Here is a 23284-nt window from a genome sequence, read left to right on the forward strand (position 1 = left end):
GCTTCAGTCCTCCCCAATCGCCGTTTCAGCCGTTGCAGCCATGGCGCAATATGACGCCGGCCTTCGCGCCATTATGCTGGCCACCCTCCACCGTGACGACGCCATTGACCAGCACGGTATCGATGCCGGTCGGCAACGCTGTTGGCTTGTCCCAACTCGCCACATCGTCCAGTTTGTCGAGATCGAAGATGACGATGTCGGCGCGCATCCCGTCGCGGATCAGCCCGCGATCCGTGAGGCCCATGCGCTGCGCTGGCCAGCCGGTCATCTTGCGCACCGCATCCTCGAGCGAAATCACCGGGCGGCGCTTGGAATATTCGGCGATGACTCGCGGAAAGGTGCCGTAGGCGCGCGGATGCGGCAGGCCGAGCGCATCCATCTGGCCCAGTTTCTCCGACGCAGCGGCATCGCTGCCGATGCTGACCCAGGGCTGGTGCAGCGCGGTTTCGATATCACCCTCGTTCATCATGAAATAGAGCGCGACGGAACGGTTCGGCAGGCCTTCCAGCAATATATCCCATGCCACGTCGGCCGGATCACGCTTCAACGCGGCGCCGATCTTCTCCAGGCTCTGGCCGTGATAGGGGGCGTATTTCTTACTGAAGCTATTGGCGAGGATGACGTTGCCAAAGCCACCCGACGCCTGGACCAGGTTCGACCAGCCGGGCATGGAGCCGGCAGCGACTTCCTTCTTCATCCGTTCGCGTAGCTTGGGATCGCGCAGGCGCTCGATGCCCTTCTGCACGCCGTCGGCCCAGACCCAGCTGGGCGCGATGATCTCCAGCCCGGTGCCGCCAGCCGTGTAGGGATACAGGGCAGCGGCCACGTCGACGCCGCGCGCGCGCGCCGCATTTATCGCGGCGATGGCCTGTGGCATAAGCGCGCCCCAACCGGGGGCGAAGGCGGCCTTGAGGTGAAAAATTTCGACCTTCGCACCCGATTTTTCGCCGATCTCGATCGCTTCATTGACCGCCTTGACCAGATCGGCGCTCTCATCGCGCATATGGGTGGCGTAGAAACCGCCGCACTGTGCCGACACCTTCGCCATCGAAATGAGGTCCGCCGTGGTGGCGAAGCTGCTGGGCGGGTAGATGAGAGCGCTGGTCACGCCGAACACGCCTGCCTCCATCGCGGTGCGCACTTCCTTGCGCATGATGTCCATCTGCGCGTCGGTCGGATTGCCTGCGCCATCGCCCATCGCCTTCACCCTGGCCTGGGTAGTGGAATAGTAAGAGCCGAAATTGACGGAAATGCCCTGCTTTTCCAACTGGGTGAAATAGGTCGGGATTTGCGACGCCTCGACCGGCGTCCCGCCCTCGCCCGCGATGACGGTGGTGACGCCCATCTTCAGCTTGTTCTCGGCCGCGCCATTTTTGAGCAGGACACCGCCGGACTGGTCCATCATGTCGATGAAGCCGGGGGAGACATAGCGGCCCTTGGCGTCGATCTCCTTTGCGCCATGGCCGCCGACCTGCCCGATCCGCACCACGCGTCCGTCCTTGACCGCGACATCGGCCCGGACCCAGGGATTGCCCGCCCCGTCCAGCACGCGACCGCCGCGGATCACGATGTCATAATCCGAAACCGAGGGGTCCGGAGAAGGCGCGTTCGCAATGAGCAGCAACGACATGGCGCTGCATAATAGGACATGCTTGATCATGGTTTTTCCCCTTGCTGAAGGCCCTGCCTGTGCGCCTCATCGGCGCGAACGGCGTCTACGACCTGATCGACCGCGGCGATCACCATATCGGGCCGGTCGATCTGGATATAATGGCCGGCATCCGGCACGATCAATTGGTGTCCCCGGCTCGACATGGCGGTCATCTCGTTATGGAGCGCTTTCCATATCTGCTTCATCCGCGCGCCATCCTGCGACGTCAGATCCAGCCCTTTCAATTGCGCAGGCGTAAGAGGCGCCATAGCGGTCATCACGACGAGCGGCCGGTCGCCGAAACTGCGGACGCTGCGAGCCTGGTCCATGGTCCGGTTGAAACCTTCCAGTTCCGCCCGCGCGCCCCTGATCGAAACGCTGGTATAGGCTGCGATCTTCGCCCCCGCCTCGCGGGGCAGGTTCGGCACATCTTTGCCGGTGAGCAGGCGGACGACACCGGTCCAGGACAAGCCGGTCGCGATGCGCATCACGCCCAACATCCTGGTCGGATCGACATTGGCCTTTATGACCTGAGCGAAGCGCGCCACCTGATCGGGATGCGATGCATCGACCATGACCAACCCGGCCACCTGATCGCCATAGCGAGCGGTATAGACGCGCGCATAGGGGCCGCCGATCGAATGGCCCGCCAGGACCAGCGAACCGCGAATACCCACCGCCGCAAGGGTGGCGTGGAGATCCTCCGCGACGGCGGCGGCATTTTGCGGACCGGGCTTGGGATCGCTCCACATGATGCCGGCGCGGTCATAGGCACAGGTGCGGGTATGGCGGGCAAGCGCATCATGGACGCGCGCCCAGTCCACCGATCCACCCGAACCGAGACCGGATTCCAGGATCACGGTCGGAGAGCCGGTGCCACGGCAATCGATATGGATGCGGCGGCCGCCGATATCGACCAGCTTGCCCGGCGGTGGATAAAGCCGCGCGGCGCTGTACCGCCCCCAGGCTTCGTAGAGCGCGCCCGCGATGAGAAGGCAGAGCAGCAGCGCCACAAGGCCCAGCATGATCCGCAGCGTCCATCGCCGGGTGCGCGCCCATCCGCCAGGCCTGGGGGGGCTGGCGGTCATGACAGGCAGTTGTCGATCAACTGGTCGAAGGCTGCGCCGCGACGGATGGGATCGGCGACGGGCAAACCCAGTCGGCGGCTTTCTTCCGCCATCAGCGCAACAGCCTCGCCCTCATCGAGGTAAGCGGTGTTGAAGGCGATGCCGGCGCACCGGATGGCGGGATTGGTCCGTCCTCCGACCCGCAGGTTGAGATCGATCGCCTCTTCGACGCTCGGCAGCGCATAGCCCGGTGTGCCGAGCATTTCGGTGCGGCCGGGGTGATGACACACGATGATGCAATCAGGCTGGCTGCCATGGAGCAGGCCCATGGAGACGGCGGCATAGACGGGATGGAACAGCGATCCCTGCCCTTCGATCACATCCCAGTGATCAGGCGCGGAGTCGGGACTGAGCATTTCTGCGGCGCCGGCTTCGAAATCGGAAACCACCGCGTCCATCGGGATGCCCCCGCCCGCGATCATGATGCCGGTCTGGCCGGTTGCGCGAAAATCACTGTCGACGCCACGGTCCGCAAAGCCGCGGGCGACGGCCAAAGCCGTATATTTCTTGCCCAGTGCGCAGTCCGTACCGACCGTCAGCAGACGCTTGCCGCTGCGCTTGCGCCCGGTTCCGATCTTTATGTCGTGGGGCGGATGGCGCACGTCGATCAGTCGTCGGCCAAGACGCGCCGCGGTGTCCGCGAGGATGGGCGATTCCGCGAGCCGCATATGGAGGCCGCTGACGATATCCAGGCCCGCTTCGAGCGCTTCCACCAATGCCGGCAACCAATTGTCGGGCAACACCCCGCCGCTGTTGGCGACGCCGATCAACAGCGCGCGGGCACCCGCCTGATGCGCCTGCGCAGGGCTCATGGCCGGCAGGCCGGTCGTGACGGTCGCGCCCGGCAGCGCATATTCCGCCGTGCATTTTTCAGGCGCCCAGTCGCGCAGGCCAAAGGCAGTTTTGGCGAAGCCCGGCTCGACCGTATCGCCAAGGAAGAGCAGATAGGGCTGGGGCAGGGCAGTGGCCCCGGCGGCATCGGATATGGTCTGAAGAAACACCTGTCTCACCTGTCAGTGGATGCCGGCATGAGGCGCGCCCGCATCGCGACTCTGCATCATGGCCGGCATCGTTCATCTTTCACTACCATATTTTCTATTATGAGAATTTCAACCAATAAATTCTCTAATTAGAAATTCACGCTGAAGCCGATCAGGTGGAAGCCGATCGCGATCCACAACAAGATGGCCGCGTTGACGATCAGCACCAGACTCCAGCCTTTCGCAAATCGGCCGCCGCCACGCCGCCAGGTCAACCCGGCATTCCAGAGGGCCGCGCCGAACAATCCCGTCAGGACCAGCGGCGTCGCCACCTGCAGCGCGATCAACGCCCAATCCAGTTCACCGTTCATCGACGAAAAATCGCCAAGCAGGACGCTGCTGAACCAAAGCCAGCAGACCAGAAGCGCGATGGCGAGTCCGGCAAAGCCGCGCGTTGACCGATAGGCGCGCCATTGAGCGATAGTGAGCATTGGCTGAACCCCGTAACGCCGCCGCACCAGCGCGACGATCGGCCAGGACAAGGCCGTGAGGAACAGGGTGACAAGGCTGACCAGCAACGCCGGCGTCAGCCACGCCGACGACAGATACCAGGGTGCTGGCTCGAACAGCAGATAGGGCGACGAACTGTCCAGGCCGAAGCGCACGACCTTGCCATTTTCGACCTGCGCGGCGAGCCGAGTTTTGCTCATGCTATCGCGCCAGACGAAGGGAGCGATCTCGATCCAGGTGCGGGGCTGCCCGGCCAGTCCTGGCGCGGCCTTCACGAGCAGGCCGCCCTGCGCATCCAGCCCCACCTTGATCTGACTGCTCAACTCCATCGCTTTAAGAAAACTGTTCTCCAGTCGACGCGTCTTATTGTACGTGCCCACCATCATGCGCGCATGGGCTTTGGCGGTTGCGGCATCGACGCGACCGTCCTTCTGATCGAACGGAAAATATCGGTCGGCGAAGGCGTCGAACAAGTAGCTGCGGATCGGCCCCGAAACCTTGTCCGTACCCGCCGCATTCATCGACATGTAGATGCCGACATTGTCGTCCGGCAAAAGCCACAACTGGCTGTGGAAGGTCAATGTGTCCCCGGCATGAGAGAGCGCGCGGCGGCCGTTGATATTCTGTTCGTAAAAGCCGAGCGCCATGCCGTTGAGGGGCGGAATGGCTTTCAGGATCGTGTCGTGCATTTGCCGCGCCGTTTCCGGCCGCAGCAGCACGCCGCCATGATCCAGATGGGCGATCATGAAACGGCCCATGTCGACGCCGGATGCACTCATGCCGCCGGCCGGCCAGAAACTGTTCAGTTCCAGACGGGTAGGCTTGCCCGATCCGCGACCATAGCCGTTCGCCACCAGCGACTGTAGGTCGATGGGCAGACGCTGGCTGAGGCTGGAGCGCACCATGCCCGCCGGTGTGAAGATGTGCCGTTGCGCATAGGCATCGAACGGTTCGCCCGATACGCGCTGCACAATATAAGCCGCCAGCGTCGTGCCATAGTTGGAATAGGCCGGCGTCGTACCTGGCGGGAAGATGCGTATCGGGATCTGTCGCTTCAATGCGATGTCGAGCGGAGGTACATCTTTGATGTCATAGCTGTTGAGGCCGCGCTGGACTTCCTCGAAGCCACCACGATGGGTCATGAGGTTACGCATCGTGACGGGCTTGCCGAACGGTCGGGGATCTTGAAATCCAGATAGGCGTTCACGTCCCGGTCGAGGTCGATCTTGCCCCGCTCCACCATCTGCATCACGGCGGTCCAGGTGATCAGTTTGGAGATCGATGCCTGACGGAATAGGGTCATGTCCGGATCGACGGGCCGACGCGTCGCGACATCGGCATAGCCGAAGCCGCGCTTGGTCAGTATCTTGCCGTCCTTGACCACCACGACGACCGCCCCGGCGGCATCGCCACGCTGCAACGCATAGGGCATATAGCCGTCCAGCCAGGCATCGACATCGGATTTGTCCAATATATGCGCGACGGGGCGCGACGACTGCGGCGTTACCCGTGATGCATGCACCGCGTCGCGCTGCGCCATCGCCTGTCCCGCCCATGCCAGCATCGCCATACCGATCAACCCGCATAGTCCGCGCATGTTATCCCCTCTCGCCGCCCGCCTGCGCCGGATACGGCGCGATAATTTCCATTATGGAAAATTTTTCCAATCTGACAATATCAGTGCAATATTGTCAATAGGCCGGATATGACGGCTCGCCCGGCTCACACGTGCGGCTGGGGAAGTGACGACGGGGATGAAGGCTGGCGTGCGACCGACCGTCCTACGGCCTGTCGCTCCCGGTCGGGTGCAGATTCGACTTAAGTTCGCTATCCTTCGCCGAACAGATGCACAGCACGCGGCAGGGCTCTTGCCCTACCGCGACATAGGCATGTCCCATGGAGGCGTCGAAATAGATGGAATCCCCTACCTTCAACACAGAGGGCGCGTAGATGTCGCTGTGAAATTCGCACTGCCCCTGGATGACGAAGGCATATTCTTCGCCAGGATGTCGCATCAGGTCGCCGAATTCCTCAATCGACCGGGCCGCCACGTTCAGGATCATCGGGTTCAACCGCTTGTTCAGCAGATCCGCCGACGGATAGGTGTAGGTATAGGCGGCAGTCTCGATCGTCGGCCCCGCCCCCGCCAGCGTAATGCTGCGACGACCCGATGGCACATGGGTTACCGGCGCCACGGATGCGGCGGCCGAGAAAAGCTGGGCGATATCGATACCCAGCCCGGCGCTGACCTTCACCAACTTCTCGTAGCTAAGCGACATCTTCCCGGTTTCCACCTTGGACAATGTCGAGACTGGAAGGCCGGTCTTGCGGCTCGCCTCTGCCAGCGTAAGACCGTTGGCGATCCGGAATTCCCGCAGAAAAGCGCCAGGATTATTGTCGACACCAGGCTTGGGAATGCGTTTCATCCGTATCCGCTTAATTCCGATCCGACCCGAGATATGGGCGCGATTTTCTCGATTAGCATAAATTTTCCATCCTGTCTCGTAAGCGGTTATGGCGTCATGGATTGCAAAGGAAATGCCTGTTGATCGCTACAGCATGATTGTCCTGTCAGGACTTATTTTTCGATGGCCGAATGGATCTCGCCCATGTTCGCCGCGTTCGGTGTACGATGGTCCCGCCATCGAAGATTAGCATGCCTGTCAGGAAGTAACGCAGCGCTGTGACAAGCGCTGCGCGCATTGCACATTGCGGCGCGACGATGCTATTACGGGTGCAGTTTTTCCGAATAGGACATGAAAGTCCATTCGTGCAGGGTGAGACACAGGAGCGATTTGAATGGCAGGCGGTCGACGGACCCTGGGCGCGGTGATTACGGATCTGCGTACCCGCAATGGCTGGACTTTGAAGGAAATGAGCCAGCGGTCCGGTATCCCCGTATCCACCCTGTCCAAGGTGGAGCATGACCGGCTGTCGCTGACCTATGACAAGCTGCTGCAATTGAGCGAGCGGCTGAACATCAGCATCGCCGATTTGTTCGTGGAGGCGGACGCGACCCTGCCGGCCGCCATCATGGGTCGCCGAAGCGTCGGGACGCTCGACAATGCGGTGCGCGTCGATACGTCCAACTACGAATATTATTATCTCTGCACCGAATTGCGGCAGAAGCGGATGGTGCCGGTCGTCACGCGCATCCACGCCCAGACGATCGAAGAGTTCGGCCAACTTGTCCGTCATTCGGGTGAGGAATTCATTTATGTGGTGGAGGGCGCGATCATCGTCCACACGGAATTTTACGACCCGATCGAGCTAAAAGCCGGCGAATCCATCTATATCGATTCCGGCATGGGTCATGCCTATGTGTGTGCGCCGGGCTATAAGGAGACACTGACCATCGGCGTGATGTCGAGCGCGGAAGAAGATCTGTCGAACCTGATGCATGACGCGCATCATCATGTGACCAAGGGTGAGGTCAAGAAGCGCGCGCCACGCAAAGGCTGATGCCGACGGTCACGGCTGGACAGGCGTAAAGAGCAAATCCTGATAGTCATAGCTGAAGTCGGCAATGGGCGAGGCCGGTTTCATCGTCACCCGCTCCACCTTGCCATCCGCATCCAGCCCGAAGCTGACATAGGCCGGCTCAATCGTCTTGTCGTCGAAGCGGGTCAGGAAGCTGTCATACTGGAAATGGGTGAGTCGCCCGCCCATACGCGGTGTGGAGCGGAAGTCGATGGTCAGCCCTTGTTTGTCCTGCCCGACGATGATGTCGCCATACCAAGCGTCGCGATAGGTGCCTGCATAGCGGGCGAGCGGCAATGAGGGGCCGGATTGAGCCGGTGCGGCACCCTTGGCCTTGAACGCGGCGAGGCCGTCGGCGACTTTCCTGGCCTTGAAGGCACGGAATTTCGCAGGCCAGTCCTGCGATGGATAGCCGAGATAATGGTCGAGCAGTTCATACACCAGCCCCTGGACGAGTTCGCCATCCTCGCTGTTGATCTCGACCGCAAATCCGACATCCTGTTCAGGCATCAGCACGACCATGGTCTGGAAACCGAAGACCGCGCCGCCATGCTGGAGAATCTTCGCACCGCGATAATCCTGCACCATCCAGCCCAGCGCATAGCTGTAGAATTTAGGCTGGGTCAGCGCCAGTTCGGGCGGCTTGGGCGCGATCGGCATCAACGTGGTCGGCCGCCACATCTCCTGCTCCTGGGCAGGGCTGTAAAGCTGGCCACCATCCGGCAGCTTGCCCTGGGCCAGTTGCAGCGCCAGCCATTTCCCCATGTCCACCGGACTGACCGCCAGCCCGCCCGCCGGCGCGGCGTTGCGGGCGAGGCCGTCGCGCTCGTCCAGCACTCCCTGATCGCCCGCGCCGCGCAGCCCGCTGTTCATGCGTGCATGGGGCTGGGCGCGATCGGGACTGGCGAAACGATCGGGATCGTCGCTGACCGAATCCGTCATGGCCGCAGCCTTGAAGACATGGTCCTTGACATAGGCTTCCCATGTCTTGCCCGTAACCGTCTCGATCAGCCGGCCTGCGACCATATAGAGGATGTTGTCATAGGCATAACCGCTGCGGAAACTGGTAGCCGGCTTGATATAGCGCAGTCGTCGCACGGCCTCTGCGCGCGACAGGTTGCTGCGCGGCACGAACAGCAGGTCGCCCGCACCCAGTCCCAGGCCGGAGCGGTGGACCAGCAGGTCGCGGATCGTCATTTCGCGCGTGACCCAGCTATCCCACATCTGAAAGCCGGGCAGATGGTCGATCACCTTGTCGTCCCAGCCGATCCGGCCCTGATCCACCAGGGTCGCCAGAGCCGCCGCCGTCACAGCCTTGCCAGTCGATCCGGTCGCAAAGAGCGTGTGCGGCGTCACCGCATCGGACGATCCCAGCCGTTTGACGCCATAGCCCTTGGCCAGGACCGTCTTTCCCTTCTCCACGATGGCGATGCCCAGGCCGGGAACGCCGGTCGCCTGGCGCAGCGCCTCGACGCGGGCGTCGAAATCGGCCGGCGGAGCGGCATGGACTGACGTGGATGCAAGGGCGAAGGCGATCAACAGGCGCTTCATGCGACTTCCTCTTGAGCAACGAACGGCGGGACGGCGTGCCGCCGGCGCGCCAGTCGGACAAGGCCGATGGTCAGTAGCGGCAGGACGTAGACGGTAAGGAAGATATAGGCGAGGGCGCGGTAGCCGGTAGCGATGAGCGCCACCAGGCCGACCCGGTCGGCCACCAACATGCAGCCGGTCAGGATGACGAGCGCGATGCCCAGCCGCGCCGGACTGCCCAGCACTGCGCCGCGCCGAATATGCCAGGCCTTGGCGATGCGTTCATTGACGGCATGGACCGCGCCGGTGCCGCTTTCCAGCAGTGCGGCGAAGATCATCAACTGGAAGAGCAGGTGGAAGGTCGGGCTGCCGAGCTGGCCCAGCAGGAAATCGGACGGCAGCACTTCCTGTGCGATACCGGGGTAGAAGGCGATCATGCAGATGAAGAAGGCGATCGCCGGCGCCATGGCGAGCGGCCCGGCGATCAGGCCGGCCACCACCGCGTCGCGATCTGAGCGCATGTGTCGGAGTACCGGCAGGATCACGACCGCGCCGATGATATTATAGCCGGCATAGGTGAGTCCACCCAGAGCCCAGCCATCTGCCGGGGCCGGCACCGCAAAGCCTGCTCCGATCCGGTCGCCGAAGCCGGACAGTGCCAGGATCAGGAGCAGCGCATAGACGCCGTAGAGCAGGAAGGAGACCCATTTGAACAACTGCTCTACCGAGGCGTTGCCGAAGGTCGCGAACAGGCCGATGCCCGCCATCAAGGCCAACGTGCCGACGATCGGCGCGGCGCCGAACGCCACCTCTGCAATCGCCCCGGCGGCCGCGCCGAAGACCGCCAGAATCAGGATGATGAAGAGCAGATAGCCAATCTCGAAGATGAACCAGGCCCGGCCCAGCAGAGCCTCGAAAAAGCTCCGATAGTCGCGCGCGCCGACCATACGGGCGAAGAGGAAGGTCACGGCGGCGACGATGCTCCAGATCAGCATCGCCAGGATCATCCCGGCCAGCCCGCCCCAGGGGCCGCTTGGCAGGAAGAATTCCGCCAGTTCCCGCCCGGTCGCATAGCCGCCACCGATAATGACCGCCTTCAGCGCGAAGCCGGGCAGGAGGAAGCGCTGGAACCAGCTTGCGCCCCGTGCCCCCTGCGCCTGCGCTTCTCCCGCGCCGCTCATGCGAGGCAGGCATCCAGCAGCCGCTCGAAGGCCGCACCGCGCCGGATCGGGTCTGCGACCGGATAGCCAAGCTCGGTCGATAGCCGATCGATTTCGGCTGCAGCGCCGACGGCATCGAGCGACGAGGTATTGAGGCTGATCCCCGCGCAACGGATCGCCGGATTGGTAAGTCGGCCCATGACGACGGTCTGCTCGATCACTTGAGGAATGGAGGGCAGGCTATATCCGCTGACACCCAATATTCCGGTGCGGCCGACCTCATGACAGACAATGAAGACGTCCGGCTGGCTACCATGCAGCAAGCCCAGAGATACGGTGGCATAGGCGGGGTGGAACAAAGACCCCTGACCTTCGATCACGTCCCAATGTTCCTGTGGTGCATCGGGACTCAGTATCTCGGCTGCGCCGGCAAGGAAATCCGAAACCACCGAATCCATCGGCATGCCCGATCCCGCAATCATGATGCCGGTCTGGCCGCTGGCGCGAAAATCGGCATTGACGCCGCGCGCCTTGAAGCCATCGGCGATGGCAAGGGCCGTATATTTCTTGCCCAGCGCGCAGTCGGTGCCGACCGTCAGCAGCCGCTTGCCGCTACGCTTGCGCCCGGTCGCGATCGGAATACCGGACGGAGGCGTGCGCACGTCGATCAATTGCCGTCCAGCCTTTGCGGCCGCATCGGCAAGGCGCGGGAAGCTGGCGAGTTTGGCGTGCATACCGCTGACCAGATCGAAACCGGCGTCCAGCGCTTCGACCAGTGCGTCCATCCATTGATCGGGGATGACCCCACCCACATTGGCCACGCCGATCACCAGCGCGCGAGCGCCCTTGCTCCTCGCTTCGGCCGGCGTCAGCGGCGGCAGGCCGGCAGTCACGGTGCAGCCTGGCAGACCATATTCCCCTAAGCACAGATTGGGCGCCCAGTCCGCCAGACCCAGCGCGGTCTTCGCGAAACCACATTCAGTCGCATCGCCTAAGAACAGCAGATAGGGGCGGGGCAGAACCAGCGTTCCCATATCAAACCCGCCTTGCCGCATCGTCATATCAAATATCCAATTTTTGCTATTCAGGACATTATGATCCTGATTGGAGAATAATCAACTTATTTATCGGTCCAGTTGCGGTCGATGCGACGAATGGCCGGATCGAGCAGCCGGAGCAGAATGGCGGCCAGGCAAGCGAGGGCGGCCAGCAGGACGAAATAGCTGCCATGGGCCATATGGCTCCACAGCGTGCCGACCAGCCCGGCGCTCAGGCTGCCGGCAAAGATGGTGAGATACCAGGCCGCTACCGTGGTCGCGCCGAGGCGCGGCGGTGCGAGGCGCGCGAACAGACCCAGACCCGATGGCAGGATGAACAGTTCGCCTACGGTGAAGATGAGGAAGAAGAGCGCCAGCCACAACCAGGCCGCCTGTCTTTCCCCTGCCTGCCAGGCGACGAGCGCCAGCAGAACATAAGCGAGCCCGACCAGAAGAGCGCCCTGCGCCATGCGGCGCGCCATCTCGCCCCGCCGCCGCCTGCCGCCGCCACAGCGCCAGCAACGGCGGCGTCAGGAGCATGACCAGCAGGGGATTGAGCGACTGGAACCAGGTCATGGGGATGGCGACATCGCCAACGCTACGGTCCACCCCATTGCCGGCCCAAAGCGCCACGGTATTGCCCACCTGCTCATAAGCGCCACGAAAGATGGTGACGCACAGGCCCACCGCCGCCAGCACCAACCAGAGTTGACGATTATTCCCGGCTGATACGGTCATGCCATCCTGCACCACAATCGGCGCAACCTGCTCGGACGGCAGGCGCTTCTGCCCCAGCAGATAGATGGCAAGACCCGCGAACATGCCGATCCCGGCCGCGCCGAAGCCATAATGCCAGCCGTAAATTTCACCCAGCGTCCCGCAGATCAGAGGCGCCAGGAAACCGCCGATATTGATGCCGACATAATAGACATTATAGGCCCAGCCTCGCCGCGGATCGCCCGGCGCATAAAGATCGTTGATCTGGCTCGGCAGGCTGGGCAGGAACAGTCCGTTGCCCAGCGCGATGGTGGCAAGCGCGAGGTAGAAGAGCGGTTCGAACGCCATCATGAAATGACCCGCTGCCATGACGGATGCGCCGATCGTGACCGCGCGACGCCTGCCCAGCCAGCGATCCGCAACCACCCCGCCGACGATCGGCGTGAAATAGGCGCAGGCGGTATAAGCGCCATAGACAAAGGACGCCTGCCCCTGCCCCAGCATCAGTTGCCGGGTCATATAATAGACCAGCAACGCCCGCATGCCGAAATAGGAAAACTGTTCCCACATGTTCGTCAGGAACAGGATGGTGAGCCCTGGCGGCTGGCCGAACCAGCTGCGCTCCGCCTGCGCACCCGTCACTGGTCGAAAATCCCGGCGAAGGTCATACCGCGTCCGGGCTTTCCCTGCCCCACATGCGTTCGTCGCACCAGGCCATGCCCTCGTCATAGCTTATGGCGGGATCGCGGTCGGCGCTCAGAAAGATCGGGCCGTCCAGATCGCAAATGTCGCACAATTGTCCCAGCAGGAAGCTGGGCGCCATGCTGAGCGTGGAGCCGCCCATATTGCCCACCATCACGCCCAGCCCGGCGGCCTTCGCAGCCTTGGCGATCATCAACCCTTCGGTCAGGCCGCCGCATTTGTCGAGCTTGATATTGACCACGTCGAAGCGGCCGACCAGTCCCGGCACATCCTCCAGTGTCAGCGCGCTTTCGTCCGCCGCCAGCGGAATGGGCGAGCGATAGCCGTCCAGATCGGCCTCCCGCCCACGCGCCAGCGGCTGTTCGATCAGGGAGACGTTGGCCGTCACCATCGCGGCCACCAAGCTGTCCAGCTCGTTGATCGCGAACCCCTGATTGGCATCGACCCCCAACCAGACATCGGGCCGCGCGGCGCGGATCGCGGCGACGCGGGCAATGTCCAAATCCAGCTCGCCGGTCAGCTTGATCTTGATGGCGCGCACCGGACCGAAGGCAACCGCGGCCTGCGCCATCTTCGCCGGATCGTCCGCACCCAGGGTGAAGGTGGTGACGACGGGCTTCGGCGCGTCCAGTCCGGCCAGTGCCCAGATCGGCGTGCCGTCGCGTTTCGCTTCCAATTCCCATAGAGCAGCATCGACAGCATTGCGCGCGCCGCCGGCCGGAAGGATCGTGCGCAACTCCTGGCGGGTCGGCCCGGCCTCGATCGCCGTCCGCGCCCGCGCCAGTTCAGCCAGCATATGGGGCTGTCGATCGTCCAGATAATAGACGCCATCGCCTTCGCCGCGCCCGCTATGCCTGCCATCCGACAGGGTTGCGATCACGCAGTCCAGCCCTTCGAAAACATAACCCGAAATGCGAAAGGGTGCTTTGAAATCGAGCCGCTGGGCTTGCACGTCGAGTGTCAGAGCGGTGGTCACAGTAAGAACTCCTGAAGCGTTCGGGCGCAAGTCGCCCGGCACCCGCGCATTGCTCGCGGGTGAAAAGAGGGATTGTCGGGAAGTTTGGCCGAGGCCGGGCGACGCGGCGTCGCCCGGCCTCGGCCCGCCATTACCAGTTGGCGCCGAAGCTGATGAGATGGAAGGCGAGCGCCACCCACAGCATGACGACGGCGGCGCCGAGCAACAGCACGCTCCATAGCCTGCCGAACCAGCCACGCTTGTTCCTGAAGGCCAGCCAGGCGTTCCAGCCGGCGACGCCGACGAAGCCGAAGAAGAGCAGCAGTCCGGCGATCTGGTTGAACCAGATGAGACCGGCCGACGTCACATAATCGCTCGCTATGACTACCACAGCGACCCAGCTGCCGAGTAGCCCCAGCATAGCCCAGGCGCAGGCGGGCACGACGCGATGCAGCGCCAGGTCACGACCCGTCAGTTCCAGCTTCGCGCCATAGCGCTTGCGGTTGATGGCGCCGACGGGCCAGGCGAGCGCAGTCAGAACCAGAATGGCCAGCGCCCCGATCGCCAACGGCTTAAGCCAGGCGCTATTCTTGTACCAAGGCACCGGATCCCACACCATGATCGGTGCGACCGGGCCGTAGAAGACCCGCGTGACCTTGCCATTTTCGACACGTGCCGCGAATTGGTCGCCATCCTCGGTCGATTGCCAGACATAGGGCGAGACCTCGACCCATTTGCGCGGCGCACCGCCGATGGTCTTGAACGCGGGTACGGACAGCTTGCCATCCTTGTCCGTGCCAACGTCCATCTGGCTGAGAAAACCCATCATCGCCGCCCAGTTTTCGACCGGCGCACGGCTGGTGCCATAGGTGCCGGCAACCTGCGCCGCATGGGCCTTGGCCGTCGCCAGTTCCTTGGGCGCGGGCTTAGGCGCGGGAAAATAGCGGTCGGCGAACTGCTTGAAGAAACTGTTGCGGATCGGACCGACCGCGCCGTCTTTCCCCATGCTGTTCAGCGAGATGTAGATGCCGACATTCTTGCTGGGAAAGAGCGACAGATCGGAATGGAACCAGCGCGTATCGCCGCCATGGGCGATGGCGCTGATGCCGTTGATCTTTTCCTCATAGAAGCCGAGCATCATGTGGTTGAGGCCCGGTAGCGGCTCGTTGGCGGGCGAATGCATCAGCTTGGTCGTTTCAGGCTTCAACAGCGGACCGCCATCATTAAGGTGCGCGATCATGAATTTCGCCATGTCGGCGCCGCTGATGGACGAACTGCCGGCCGGGGCGACCGAGACGATCTCGAACGGCTTGCCCTCGCCCGATCCCAACTGATAGCCTGTGGCCATGTGCGGCTGGAGCGCGGCCGGCAGAGGCTGGCGGAAGCTCGCATATTTCATGCCGAGACGCTGGAAGATATTGCGTTCGATATAGTCGTCGAACGGCATACCGCTGACCCGTTGCACGATATAGCCGGCCAGCGCGGTCGCGTAGTTGGAATAGGCCGGCGTCGATCCGGGCGCATAGACACGGTGCGGCGTCCAGCGCTTCAAGGCGACTTCCAGCGTCGGAATATTATCGCTCTTGCCGATCAGGTCGCGGCCCGCTTCCTCGAACCCGGCCGTGTGCGTCATGATGTTGCGCAGCGTGATCGGCTTGCCATCGAAAGGCGGAATCTTGAAGTCGAGATATTGATTGATGTCGGCGTCGAGGTTCAGCTTGCCTGCCTCCACCTGCTGCATCACCGCCGTCCAGGTGTAGAGCTTCGACACCGAACCGGGGCGGAAAAGGGTGGTGGCCGGATCGACCGGCCTGCGCTTGGCGACATCGGCATAGCCGAAGCCGCGCTGTGTCAGCACCTGCCCGTCCTTGACGATGACGACCACGGCGCCGGCAACATCCCCCCGTGCCAGGGCATAAGGCAGGAACCCGTCGAGCCAGGCGTCGGCATCCTGTTTGGTCAGCATATGCTGCCCATCGAGCACGGGCGCAATCGGCACGACGGCGCCGGGCCTCGCGGCTGGCTGCGGCAGCAGCGAGGGCGCATCGAGGGGCGCCTGTTGCGCCACGGTAACGCCGCCGGCCAGCGCCAGCGCGCCGGCGGCCAGATATTTCATCCATCGCATGATGCTGCGCCCTTCCCTGTTGAAGCTGTGTGAAGATTGTCCCGTCATGGTTGTGCCAGCCCGCTGCGGATGGCCTGTCCGGGGAACTGGCCGTCGATTACCCGCCCGTCGCGCGCCATTAACGTGCCGCCGACCAAGACGTAGCGGATGCCGACCGACGCCTGCATCGGCTTTTCGAATGTCGCACTGTCCTTGATCTTCGCCGGGTCGAAGACGGTGATGTCCGCATCGGCGCCCACAGCGAGGCGTCCCTTGCGCGCCATCTGGGGCGATATCTTTTCCAGCCTGCGGGCCGGCATGATCGTCATCTTGGCGATCGCGGTCTTGAGGTCGAGCAGCTTGCGATCGCGGACATAGACGCCCAGCACTCGCGCGAAAGTGCCCGCACCGCGCGGATGCTCGCCCGATGTGGTCCAGGGTACACCGTCCGATGCGATGCTAACCACAGGATCGGTGACGGCCAGATCGACGATGTCGCTGGGGATGACGTGGATGATGACGGCGGCGTCTGGCTGTTCCTTGCGGTAGCGCTCGAACGTCGCCTGCGTCAGCCGCTCGCCGGTGGCGGGCCACTGAACCGCTTCATAACTCACGCCGTTGCGCTGCTCCCATCCGTCCGAAAAGAAGCTGGAGCCGATGGCGGTGCTGCCGGCGGTATAGGGATAAGCCTCGGTCGTAATGTCGATGCCATGGGCCTGCGCGCCCTTCACCAGTTCGAGCAGCGTCGGCACGTCGCCAAGGCCGGTCGAGGCGATATGCACGATCTGAAGCGACGCCCCGGTGGTCGCCGCGTCAGCAATCACTTCCTGCACGACCGCGATCGGCACGCCGCTCGCCTTGTCGAGCGGACGACTGCGGACATGCGTGAAGACCGGCGCCCCAGTCTTGCCCGCCGCCTGGAAAATGCGGAAAATCTCGCGCCGTCCGGCGCCCGGCACATATTCTATGCCAAGGCCATAGCCGAGCGCGCCGGCCTTCACGTCCCGGTCCATCAGATCGGCGATCTGCCTCTCCTGCGTGGGGTCGGCGCTCTTGGCCAGCATCGCCGGATCGGCCGCAACCTGATGTGGACCACTTTGCGCGCAGGACTTGGCCGACAGGACCTGCAACCGCGCACAGATGTGGGAGGCAGACGCGCCAAAATTGATGAGAGCCTTGCCCCGCATCCGGGCGTGGAGATCGGCGACCGGCAACGTGCCGATCTCCATGTCGATCGCCGTGGTCACGCCGTCCAGCAGTTGCAGTCGCTCCGCCACGGGATCCTGTCCATGGGCGTGCAGGTCGATGAAACCAGGCGCAACCACCATGTTCCTGGCATCGAGCCGCCTCCCCCCGCCGAGCGATGCCGTCGAGATGGCCGCAATACGTCCATCCTTGATAGCGATATCGGCGATTTCGTCCCGGCCGCTATCCGGATCGATCACCCGTCCGCCGGCCAGGATCAGGTCATAGCCTGGGGCAGGAACAGCAAGCGCTTCTCCCGCCAGCAGCAGTCCTGCAACTACCGCCGCTCCATGCCGGAAGGAAGAATAGGCAGCGCGCATCTTCAGATCCTTTCATCAAGAATGCCGGACGACGACGGGCAAGGACCCCATCGCCGTCCGTATCGCTGTCGGGCGATCAGAAGTTCAGCTTCACGCCGCCGGAGAAGTAGCGGCCGATCACATCGTAATTCGCGTTGGTATATTGCGACAGCGGCGGATCGCGATCGAACAGGTTGTTGACGTTGCCGTAGAGGGTGAAGGCGCCCACCTTGAAGCGGACGGCAAGATCGACATAGGTGCGTCCGCCAATGTCGTTGTTGAGCGGCAACTGGCCGTTCGGACCGGGCACATAGGTATATTTTCCGCCGCTGACATGCCGGACGCGCAGGTCCGCGCCGAAATGTGGGTCATCATAGCCGACCGACGTCGTCACTCGCCATTTTGGCGTGGAGAAGGCCGTATCGCCTCCGACGATACCCGCGCGGTCGGTGGTGGTGACGCCGTCGTCGATCAGCAGTTCCATGACATGGGTCGCCAGCGACCGGACGGTGACACGCCCCGCCCCTACCGGCACCTGATAGGCGGCTTCAATATCCAGCCCTTTGGTCTTATACTGGGCGAGGTTGCGATAGGTGCGCAGAACCGAGACGAGGCCGCCATTGGCGTCACGCTCGATCAGGCCACCGCACAGATTGTCGTTCGGATTCTGCGCAGCGCAGAGGTTCAGCACGTCCTGAGGTGCAAGCGTGACGATTACACCATCAATCTTGATCTTGTAGAAATCGACCGACAGGCGCAGTCCCGGCACGAAGTGCGGCGAATAGGAGCCGCCCAAAGTCAAAGTGTGCGAGATTTCCGGGTCGAGCGCCGGATTGCCGCCCGTATAGCTGAATACGTTCAGCGCTACCGAATTATTGCGGAACGGATCCTGCATATTGTCGATGTTGGTGGCGCGACCCAAATAATATTCGTTGATGCTGGGCGAACGGATGTCACGTGAGTAGACGGCACGCAACAGCAGATCGTTGACCAGTCGAAGAGTACCGCCAGTCTTCCACGACCAGATGCCGCCGCTTGTGCTGTAATCGGAATAGCGGGCCGCGCCGTTCACTTCCAGTTTGGCCGTGTCCGCTACGTCGAGTAGCGGTATCGCGACTTCAGCAAAGAATTCCTTGACGTTGAAGCCGCCATTGGTGGGCGCATAGTTGAGCGTAGCGAAAGCGCGGGTCGCCGACAGCGCGTCGATCGAGTTGGTAACGAATTCTTCCCAGCGGAAATCGCCGCCCACTGCAATGTCGACCGGACCGGCCCAGGTGGAGAAAGGCTGGCCACTCACGCTGAAGCCTGCCGCGTCCAGCTTGGTGGTGCTGGTCGAGGAGGCATCGCCAAAGGCATAGGCCCGGCCGGCATCGCTGATCTTGCCATTGCCAAGAATGTCGATCGGCACGCAGGCGGCGTCGTCATTGCCCGTGCTGGCATCCGCATTGACACGGCAGACCGGGCTGCCATTGACCAGCACTGCGTCGATCGCTTTGTTGAAGCGCGCCGCGATACGCTGATTGCCCAGCGTCTGGCGGTTTCGCAATTCGCCATGGTCATAATAGAGCTTGTAACTCCAGCCATTGCCGAAGCTGCCGTCCAGCCCGATCGCCCCTTCCAGATTGCGGCGCGCATAGTTGAATCGCAACATGCCGTCCGGCCCGACATCGTCCAGGATACGGCCGAGGATGAAGGGGCCGGTGACGCCTGCCGCCGCCAGTTGCGATCTGGCGGTTGCGGTCAGGAATGCGTTATCTTGCTGGATGACGGAAATCGGCGTTTCCGGAAAGAAGCTGAAGTCGCCCGCCATCCGGTTATAGCTGCCTTCGGCCCAGATCTTCAGATTGTCGGTCAGGTCGTAGCTGATACGGGCGAAAAGATTGGTTCGTTCATAGGGGGTACTGACCGACAGATAATCATAGATGCTCTGTCCACCGCCGCCGATGGTCTGCTGGCCAAAGGTTTCGCTGCCCAACGGTAGCGGGCCGACCGATCCGTCCGGGTTGAATACAAGATTATAGGGAACCGCGGAGGTGCTGAGGATCGATCCACCACGATTGAGAATGGTATAGTTGACGTCATCCGTCAGCACGAGCTGGCCGTCGGCGCGCTGGAACAGCCCGCCGTTCAGGTTCGGCCGGGAATCGCGATCGAACGCGCCCTTGCTCTTGAGATATTCGCCGCCGACCATGATATGGCCGCGATCACCCGCGAATTTCGTACCCCAGGCCATGTCGCCGCCGAAACGGTAGCCATCACCCCGCGACGAGATGCCGGTGTTGGCGCCCATTTTCCAGCCGGTCAGATCATCGTCCAGAATGACGTTGACGACACCCGCGACCGCGCCGGAACCCCAGGCGGCCGATGCGCCGCCCGTCACCACATCGACCCGCTTGATCAGATTCTGCGGCACGCTGTTCAGATCGGCGCTGCCGGTAAAGCGATGTCCGTTAAGGAGCGTCAGCGTGCGCACCGCGGTCAAGCCGCGCAAATCGGCGGGTGAAGCAGCGGCAGTGGTGTTGCCGGTGGTGGTTTCCGGGGTCGATGTCGGCCGGAATTGCGGGATGTCGTTCAGCGCCTGGGCCAGGCTGGGCCGGTCGCCCTGCTGTAATTGTTCCACCCCCAATATGGTGGTGGGCGTGGGCGCATCGAACCCCTGCCGCTGGATGCGCGATCCGGTTACGATGATTTCGGATTCTGCGACCTGTTCCGCCGGCTGCTGCGCCATGGCGGGCGACATGCCTGCGATCCCCGCCAACGCGGTGCCCGCAAGCCACAACAAATGGTTGGACTTCATGCTCATACCCCTTTGCACCCATCGAAGGGGCGCAGCACGCCAAGGCCGTCCGCTTATACTTCGCCTATTTCTCGCCTGGCGTAACCGCTTCCTCCGATTCAAGTGAGAAGGATAAGAACATTAATATGAGGACAATTCAATCCTAAATGAGATAGAATTGTCATATCAGAAAAATAAAGCCGCCGATCGAGTTGATCGGCGGCGTGGGATCGAGTCATTTCCCGGTGGACGGGACCAGATGATAGGTAACGTGCGGCTGGGAACCGAAGGAAAGGCGAAGATCGTCCGGCGCGCCGTAGAACAGCAGCCGGTCATAGGGGCCACCCGCTCGTGCGCCGGTCACTTGTTCATAGAGCGTCGGCCCGATCTGCTCCCAATAGCTTTTGCGTCCCTGCGCCTCGACCAGCAGGCCATGTTCGCCCTGAATTGAAAGCTTGAGATCGCCCGCCGGATCGGCCGGCTTGGCATAGTCGCGACGATTGACGCGGTAAGCGCCGACCGGTGGCGCCGCGCCAGCCTGCGTCCAGCGCGTTGCAGGGGCTTGCGGGAAGAGGCGCCCGACGATCGCGTCGCTCAGTTCGGTGCGAGCCCCATAGCTTCCTTGCCCGCCCGTCATCGACACGAAGAAACCAAAATCCGCTTCGGGCGCAAGCAGCAGATAGCTGTGAAAATCCATGGTGTTGCCGCCATGACCAACCAGGCGAGGCCCCGCTTCGCGCGCGACCATGAAGCCATGGGCCATGCCCGGTAGCCCCGGCGCGTTAGCGATCGAGTCGCTTTCGAGGAAATGAACCGATTCCGGCTTCAGGATGCGCGCCGCACCCAGCGCGCCATTGCCCAACATCGCCAGCATGAAGCGCGCCATGTCAGGCGCCGTCGCCGCGGCCGATCCGGCGGGCATGATCTTGTCATAGCGCTCATAAGGCTTCGCCTTGTAACGCCCATCCGCAAAGGCATAGCCCAGCGCCATATGGGCGGCATTGGCACCCGTCAGCGGTTCGCGGAACGTGCTGGTCGTCATGCCAAGCGGCTTGAAAATATGGCGTTCCACATAATCCGGGAAGGGTTCGCCGGACACGCGCTCGACGATATAGCCGGCCAGCGCCGCACCATAGTTGGAATAGGAAATCTCTCCGCCGGGCGCCCAGAGCCGCTGGGGAATATGAGTCTTGAGGAAGGATTGATAGGCCTCCTCCTTTTCCCATTCCCCTTCGGCGTAAGACAGGTCGCTCATCCCCACAGCGTGGGCGAAGAGATCGCGAACCTTGATCGGCTTGCCTTCAAACGGCGGAATTGCATAATCGAGATAGCGATTGACGTCGACATCCAGGTCGACTTTGCCGGCCTCCACCTGCTGCATCAGCGCCGCCCAGGTGAAAAGCTTTGATACCGATCCTGGTCGAAACAGCGTGTGCTGCCCATCCACTGGGATGCCGCGATCGACATCGGCGAAGCCATAGCCGCGCGTCATCACTACCTTGCCACGATAGACGACGGTAATGACAGCCCCCGCCACTTCGCGCTGCGCGATCTGCTGCGCCATAATGCCGTCGATGAAATCCGGCAGCCCTACGATGCGACTCCTGTCGAGGGAGACGGGCGCCGATGCCTGCGGCGCCTTCGCCAACGCCATATTGCCGGACGGCGCCAGCAGCAGAAGGGCCGCGGCGCCGCCCAAGGCGAGCCTCCACCCGCGCCTGTCATGATGGTCGAGATGCATCATTTCCGCCCCTCATATATTCTCGTATCAGGAATTATTTCTCTATACAGGATGAAACATAATCGGCAAACTCTTTTCCAATTCGACAAGAAGGGATTGGACATGGACAAGATAAACAGCGTTTCGCGGCGGCAATTGCTGGCCGGCACGGTCACGGCCGCAGCACTGGCTTTTCCGATGATCAATGGCGGCCTCTATCAGGCCCATGCGGCTTCACCGCGCCGTTATTCGAAGCGAGTGACCGATCTGGTGAAAGGGTCGCTCATCATCGACATGCTGGGGCCGTTGACGCTCGACTTCCGCCCGGACGTCTATGCCGAGCCGGTGAGCGAAAAATGGGCGGCGGATTTCCGCGCGAGCGGCATTACCGCTTTCCACAACAGCATCGGCATTGGCGGGCCGAACGCGCGCTCTGAAACGCTGCAATGGCTACTGGCCTGGACCGGCTTCGTCGCGCGCAATCCGCATCTGTTCCAGGGCATAGGGTTGGGTGCCGACCTCGATCGAGCAAAGGCGGACGGCCGAATGGGAGTCATCATGGGCCTTCAGAATAGCGACCATTTCGAAACATTGGCAGATGTGAAGACATTCTATCAACTGGGACAGCGCGTGTCGCAGTTGACCTATAACAGCCAGAACAGAATAGGATCGGGCTGCACCGATCGTATCGACGGCGGCCTGTCCGACTATGGCGTCGCGATCGTCGCGGAGATGAACAAGGTCGGCATGGTGGTCGATGTGTCCCATTGCGGCGACAAGACCACGCTGGACGCCATCGCCATGGCCAGCGGCCCGATCGCGATCACCCACAGCAATTGCCGGGCGCTCAACAACCATCCCCGCACCAAGACGGACGAGGCGATCAAGGCGCTGGGCGCCAAGGGCGGCGTAATGGGCATTACAGGGGTGCGCAACTTCCTCACCGCGCAGGAGCCGACGACCATCGCCAATCTGGTCGACCAGGTCGATCATGTCGCCAAGCTGATCGGCATCGACAAGGTCGGCATCGGGTCGGACGCTGACATCTACGGTTATGACGATATGGAACCGACCGCCTATGCCAAGCTGAAGGCCGGCTACAAGGGCAGTTACGCCTTTCGCGACAAGATCGACACGGATGGATTCGACGACCCGCTTAAGATGTATAATCTGGTAGAGGAAATGGTGCGCCGCAATTATTCCGACGATAATGTCCGGGCGGTGCTGGGTGGCAATTTCCGCCGGTTGCTGGGCACGACCTGGAAATAATATCGACGGAATATGGCGGCGG

17 protein-coding genes and 1 pseudogene are annotated in these 23284 nt (G+C 62.5%); 2 read left to right on the plus strand and 16 right to left on the minus strand.

Annotated elements, in window-relative coordinates; genetic code table 11:
- Positions 1–25 precede the first annotated feature (25 nt).
- From SBA_RS19635 to SBA_RS19660, 6 genes are all read right to left on the minus strand, one after another.
- Positions 26–1660 carry an N-acyl-D-amino-acid deacylase family protein gene (locus SBA_RS19635; RefSeq protein WP_261937321.1) on the minus strand — a complete coding sequence of 545 codons (1635 nt, stop codon included), beginning with the start codon at positions 1658–1660 and terminating at the stop codon, positions 26–28.
- A complete protein-coding gene (locus tag SBA_RS19640; protein WP_261937322.1) occupies positions 1657–2739 on the minus strand; it encodes an alpha/beta fold hydrolase in 1083 nt (360 codons plus the stop codon). The genes SBA_RS19635 and SBA_RS19640 overlap by 4 nt, the downstream gene beginning before the upstream one ends.
- Positions 2736–3779, minus strand: coding sequence for a DUF1611 domain-containing protein (locus SBA_RS19645; protein WP_261937323.1), 1044 nt, complete (start codon positions 3777–3779; stop codon positions 2736–2738). Before SBA_RS19645 ends, SBA_RS19640 begins: the two co-directional genes overlap by 4 nt.
- Positions 3780–3907: 128 nt before the next feature.
- Complete coding sequence (locus SBA_RS19650; protein ID WP_261937324.1) at positions 3908–5410, minus strand: serine hydrolase domain-containing protein; 1503 nt, start codon at positions 5408–5410, stop codon at positions 3908–3910.
- Positions 5407–5865, minus strand: coding sequence for a serine hydrolase domain-containing protein (locus SBA_RS19655; RefSeq protein WP_261937325.1), 459 nt, complete (start codon positions 5863–5865; stop codon positions 5407–5409). Before SBA_RS19655 ends, SBA_RS19650 begins: the two co-directional genes overlap by 4 nt.
- A 184-nt stretch (positions 5866–6049) precedes the next feature.
- Complete coding sequence (locus SBA_RS19660; RefSeq protein ID WP_261937326.1) at positions 6050–6694, minus strand: helix-turn-helix domain-containing protein; 645 nt, start codon at positions 6692–6694, stop codon at positions 6050–6052.
- 373 nt (positions 6695–7067) lie between these two features.
- On the opposite strand from SBA_RS19660, the gene SBA_RS19665 reads away from it, so the two are divergent.
- Positions 7068–7730, plus strand: coding sequence for a helix-turn-helix domain-containing protein (locus tag SBA_RS19665; RefSeq protein ID WP_261937327.1), 663 nt, complete (start codon positions 7068–7070; stop codon positions 7728–7730).
- 9 nt (positions 7731–7739) lie between these two features.
- On the opposite strand, the gene SBA_RS19670 is transcribed toward SBA_RS19665, so the two are convergent.
- The 10 genes and pseudogenes from SBA_RS19670 to SBA_RS19715 form a co-directional block, all read right to left on the minus strand.
- Positions 7740–9299, minus strand: a complete 1560-nt coding sequence (locus SBA_RS19670) for a serine hydrolase (protein WP_261937328.1) — start codon at positions 9297–9299, stop codon at positions 7740–7742.
- Positions 9296–10459 carry a YkvI family membrane protein gene (locus SBA_RS19675; RefSeq protein WP_261937329.1) on the minus strand — a complete coding sequence of 388 codons (1164 nt, stop codon included), beginning with the start codon at positions 10457–10459 and terminating at the stop codon, positions 9296–9298. Before SBA_RS19675 ends, SBA_RS19670 begins: the two co-directional genes overlap by 4 nt.
- Complete coding sequence (locus tag SBA_RS19680) at positions 10456–11499, minus strand: DUF1611 domain-containing protein (protein WP_261937330.1); 1044 nt, start codon at positions 11497–11499, stop codon at positions 10456–10458. The genes SBA_RS19675 and SBA_RS19680 overlap by 4 nt, the downstream gene beginning before the upstream one ends.
- Positions 11500–11558: 59 nt before the next feature.
- Positions 11559–11957: a POT-type proton-dependent oligopeptide transporter gene (locus SBA_RS19685; protein WP_315975825.1), complete on the minus strand. Its 399-nt coding sequence runs from the start codon at positions 11955–11957 to the stop codon at positions 11559–11561.
- Between the two features lie 82 nt (positions 11958–12039).
- A pseudogene (locus SBA_RS19690) lies at positions 12040–12921 on the minus strand (peptide MFS transporter); the annotation flags it as partial.
- Positions 12857–13870 carry a dipeptide epimerase gene (locus tag SBA_RS19695; RefSeq protein WP_224546904.1) on the minus strand — a complete coding sequence of 338 codons (1014 nt, stop codon included), beginning with the start codon at positions 13868–13870 and terminating at the stop codon, positions 12857–12859. The pseudogene SBA_RS19690 and the gene SBA_RS19695, both read right to left, overlap by 65 nt.
- Before the next feature lie 130 nt (positions 13871–14000).
- Positions 14001–15974, minus strand: coding sequence for a serine hydrolase (locus tag SBA_RS19700; RefSeq protein ID WP_261937331.1), 1974 nt, complete (start codon positions 15972–15974; stop codon positions 14001–14003).
- 44 nt (positions 15975–16018) lie between these two features.
- Positions 16019–17518, minus strand: a complete 1500-nt coding sequence (locus SBA_RS19705) for an amidohydrolase family protein (RefSeq protein ID WP_261937332.1) — start codon at positions 17516–17518, stop codon at positions 16019–16021.
- Positions 17519–17594: 76 nt separating this feature from the next.
- Positions 17595–20294, minus strand: a complete 2700-nt coding sequence (locus SBA_RS19710) for a TonB-dependent receptor plug domain-containing protein (RefSeq protein WP_261937333.1) — start codon at positions 20292–20294, stop codon at positions 17595–17597.
- Between the two features lie 214 nt (positions 20295–20508).
- Entirely contained in the window at positions 20509–22017 is a 1509-nt protein-coding gene (locus SBA_RS19715; RefSeq protein ID WP_261937334.1) for a serine hydrolase domain-containing protein, read from the minus strand.
- A 99-nt stretch (positions 22018–22116) separates the two neighbouring features.
- Between SBA_RS19715 and SBA_RS19720 the strand changes: the two genes are divergently transcribed.
- Positions 22117–23262, plus strand: a complete 1146-nt coding sequence (locus SBA_RS19720) for a dipeptidase (RefSeq protein ID WP_224546913.1) — start codon at positions 22117–22119, stop codon at positions 23260–23262.
- Positions 23263–23284: the final 22 nt, after the last annotated feature.

Origin of the sequence: Sphingomonas bisphenolicum (assembly GCF_024349785.1) — a bacterium.
Classification (GTDB): domain Bacteria; phylum Pseudomonadota; class Alphaproteobacteria; order Sphingomonadales; family Sphingomonadaceae; genus Sphingobium; species Sphingobium bisphenolicum.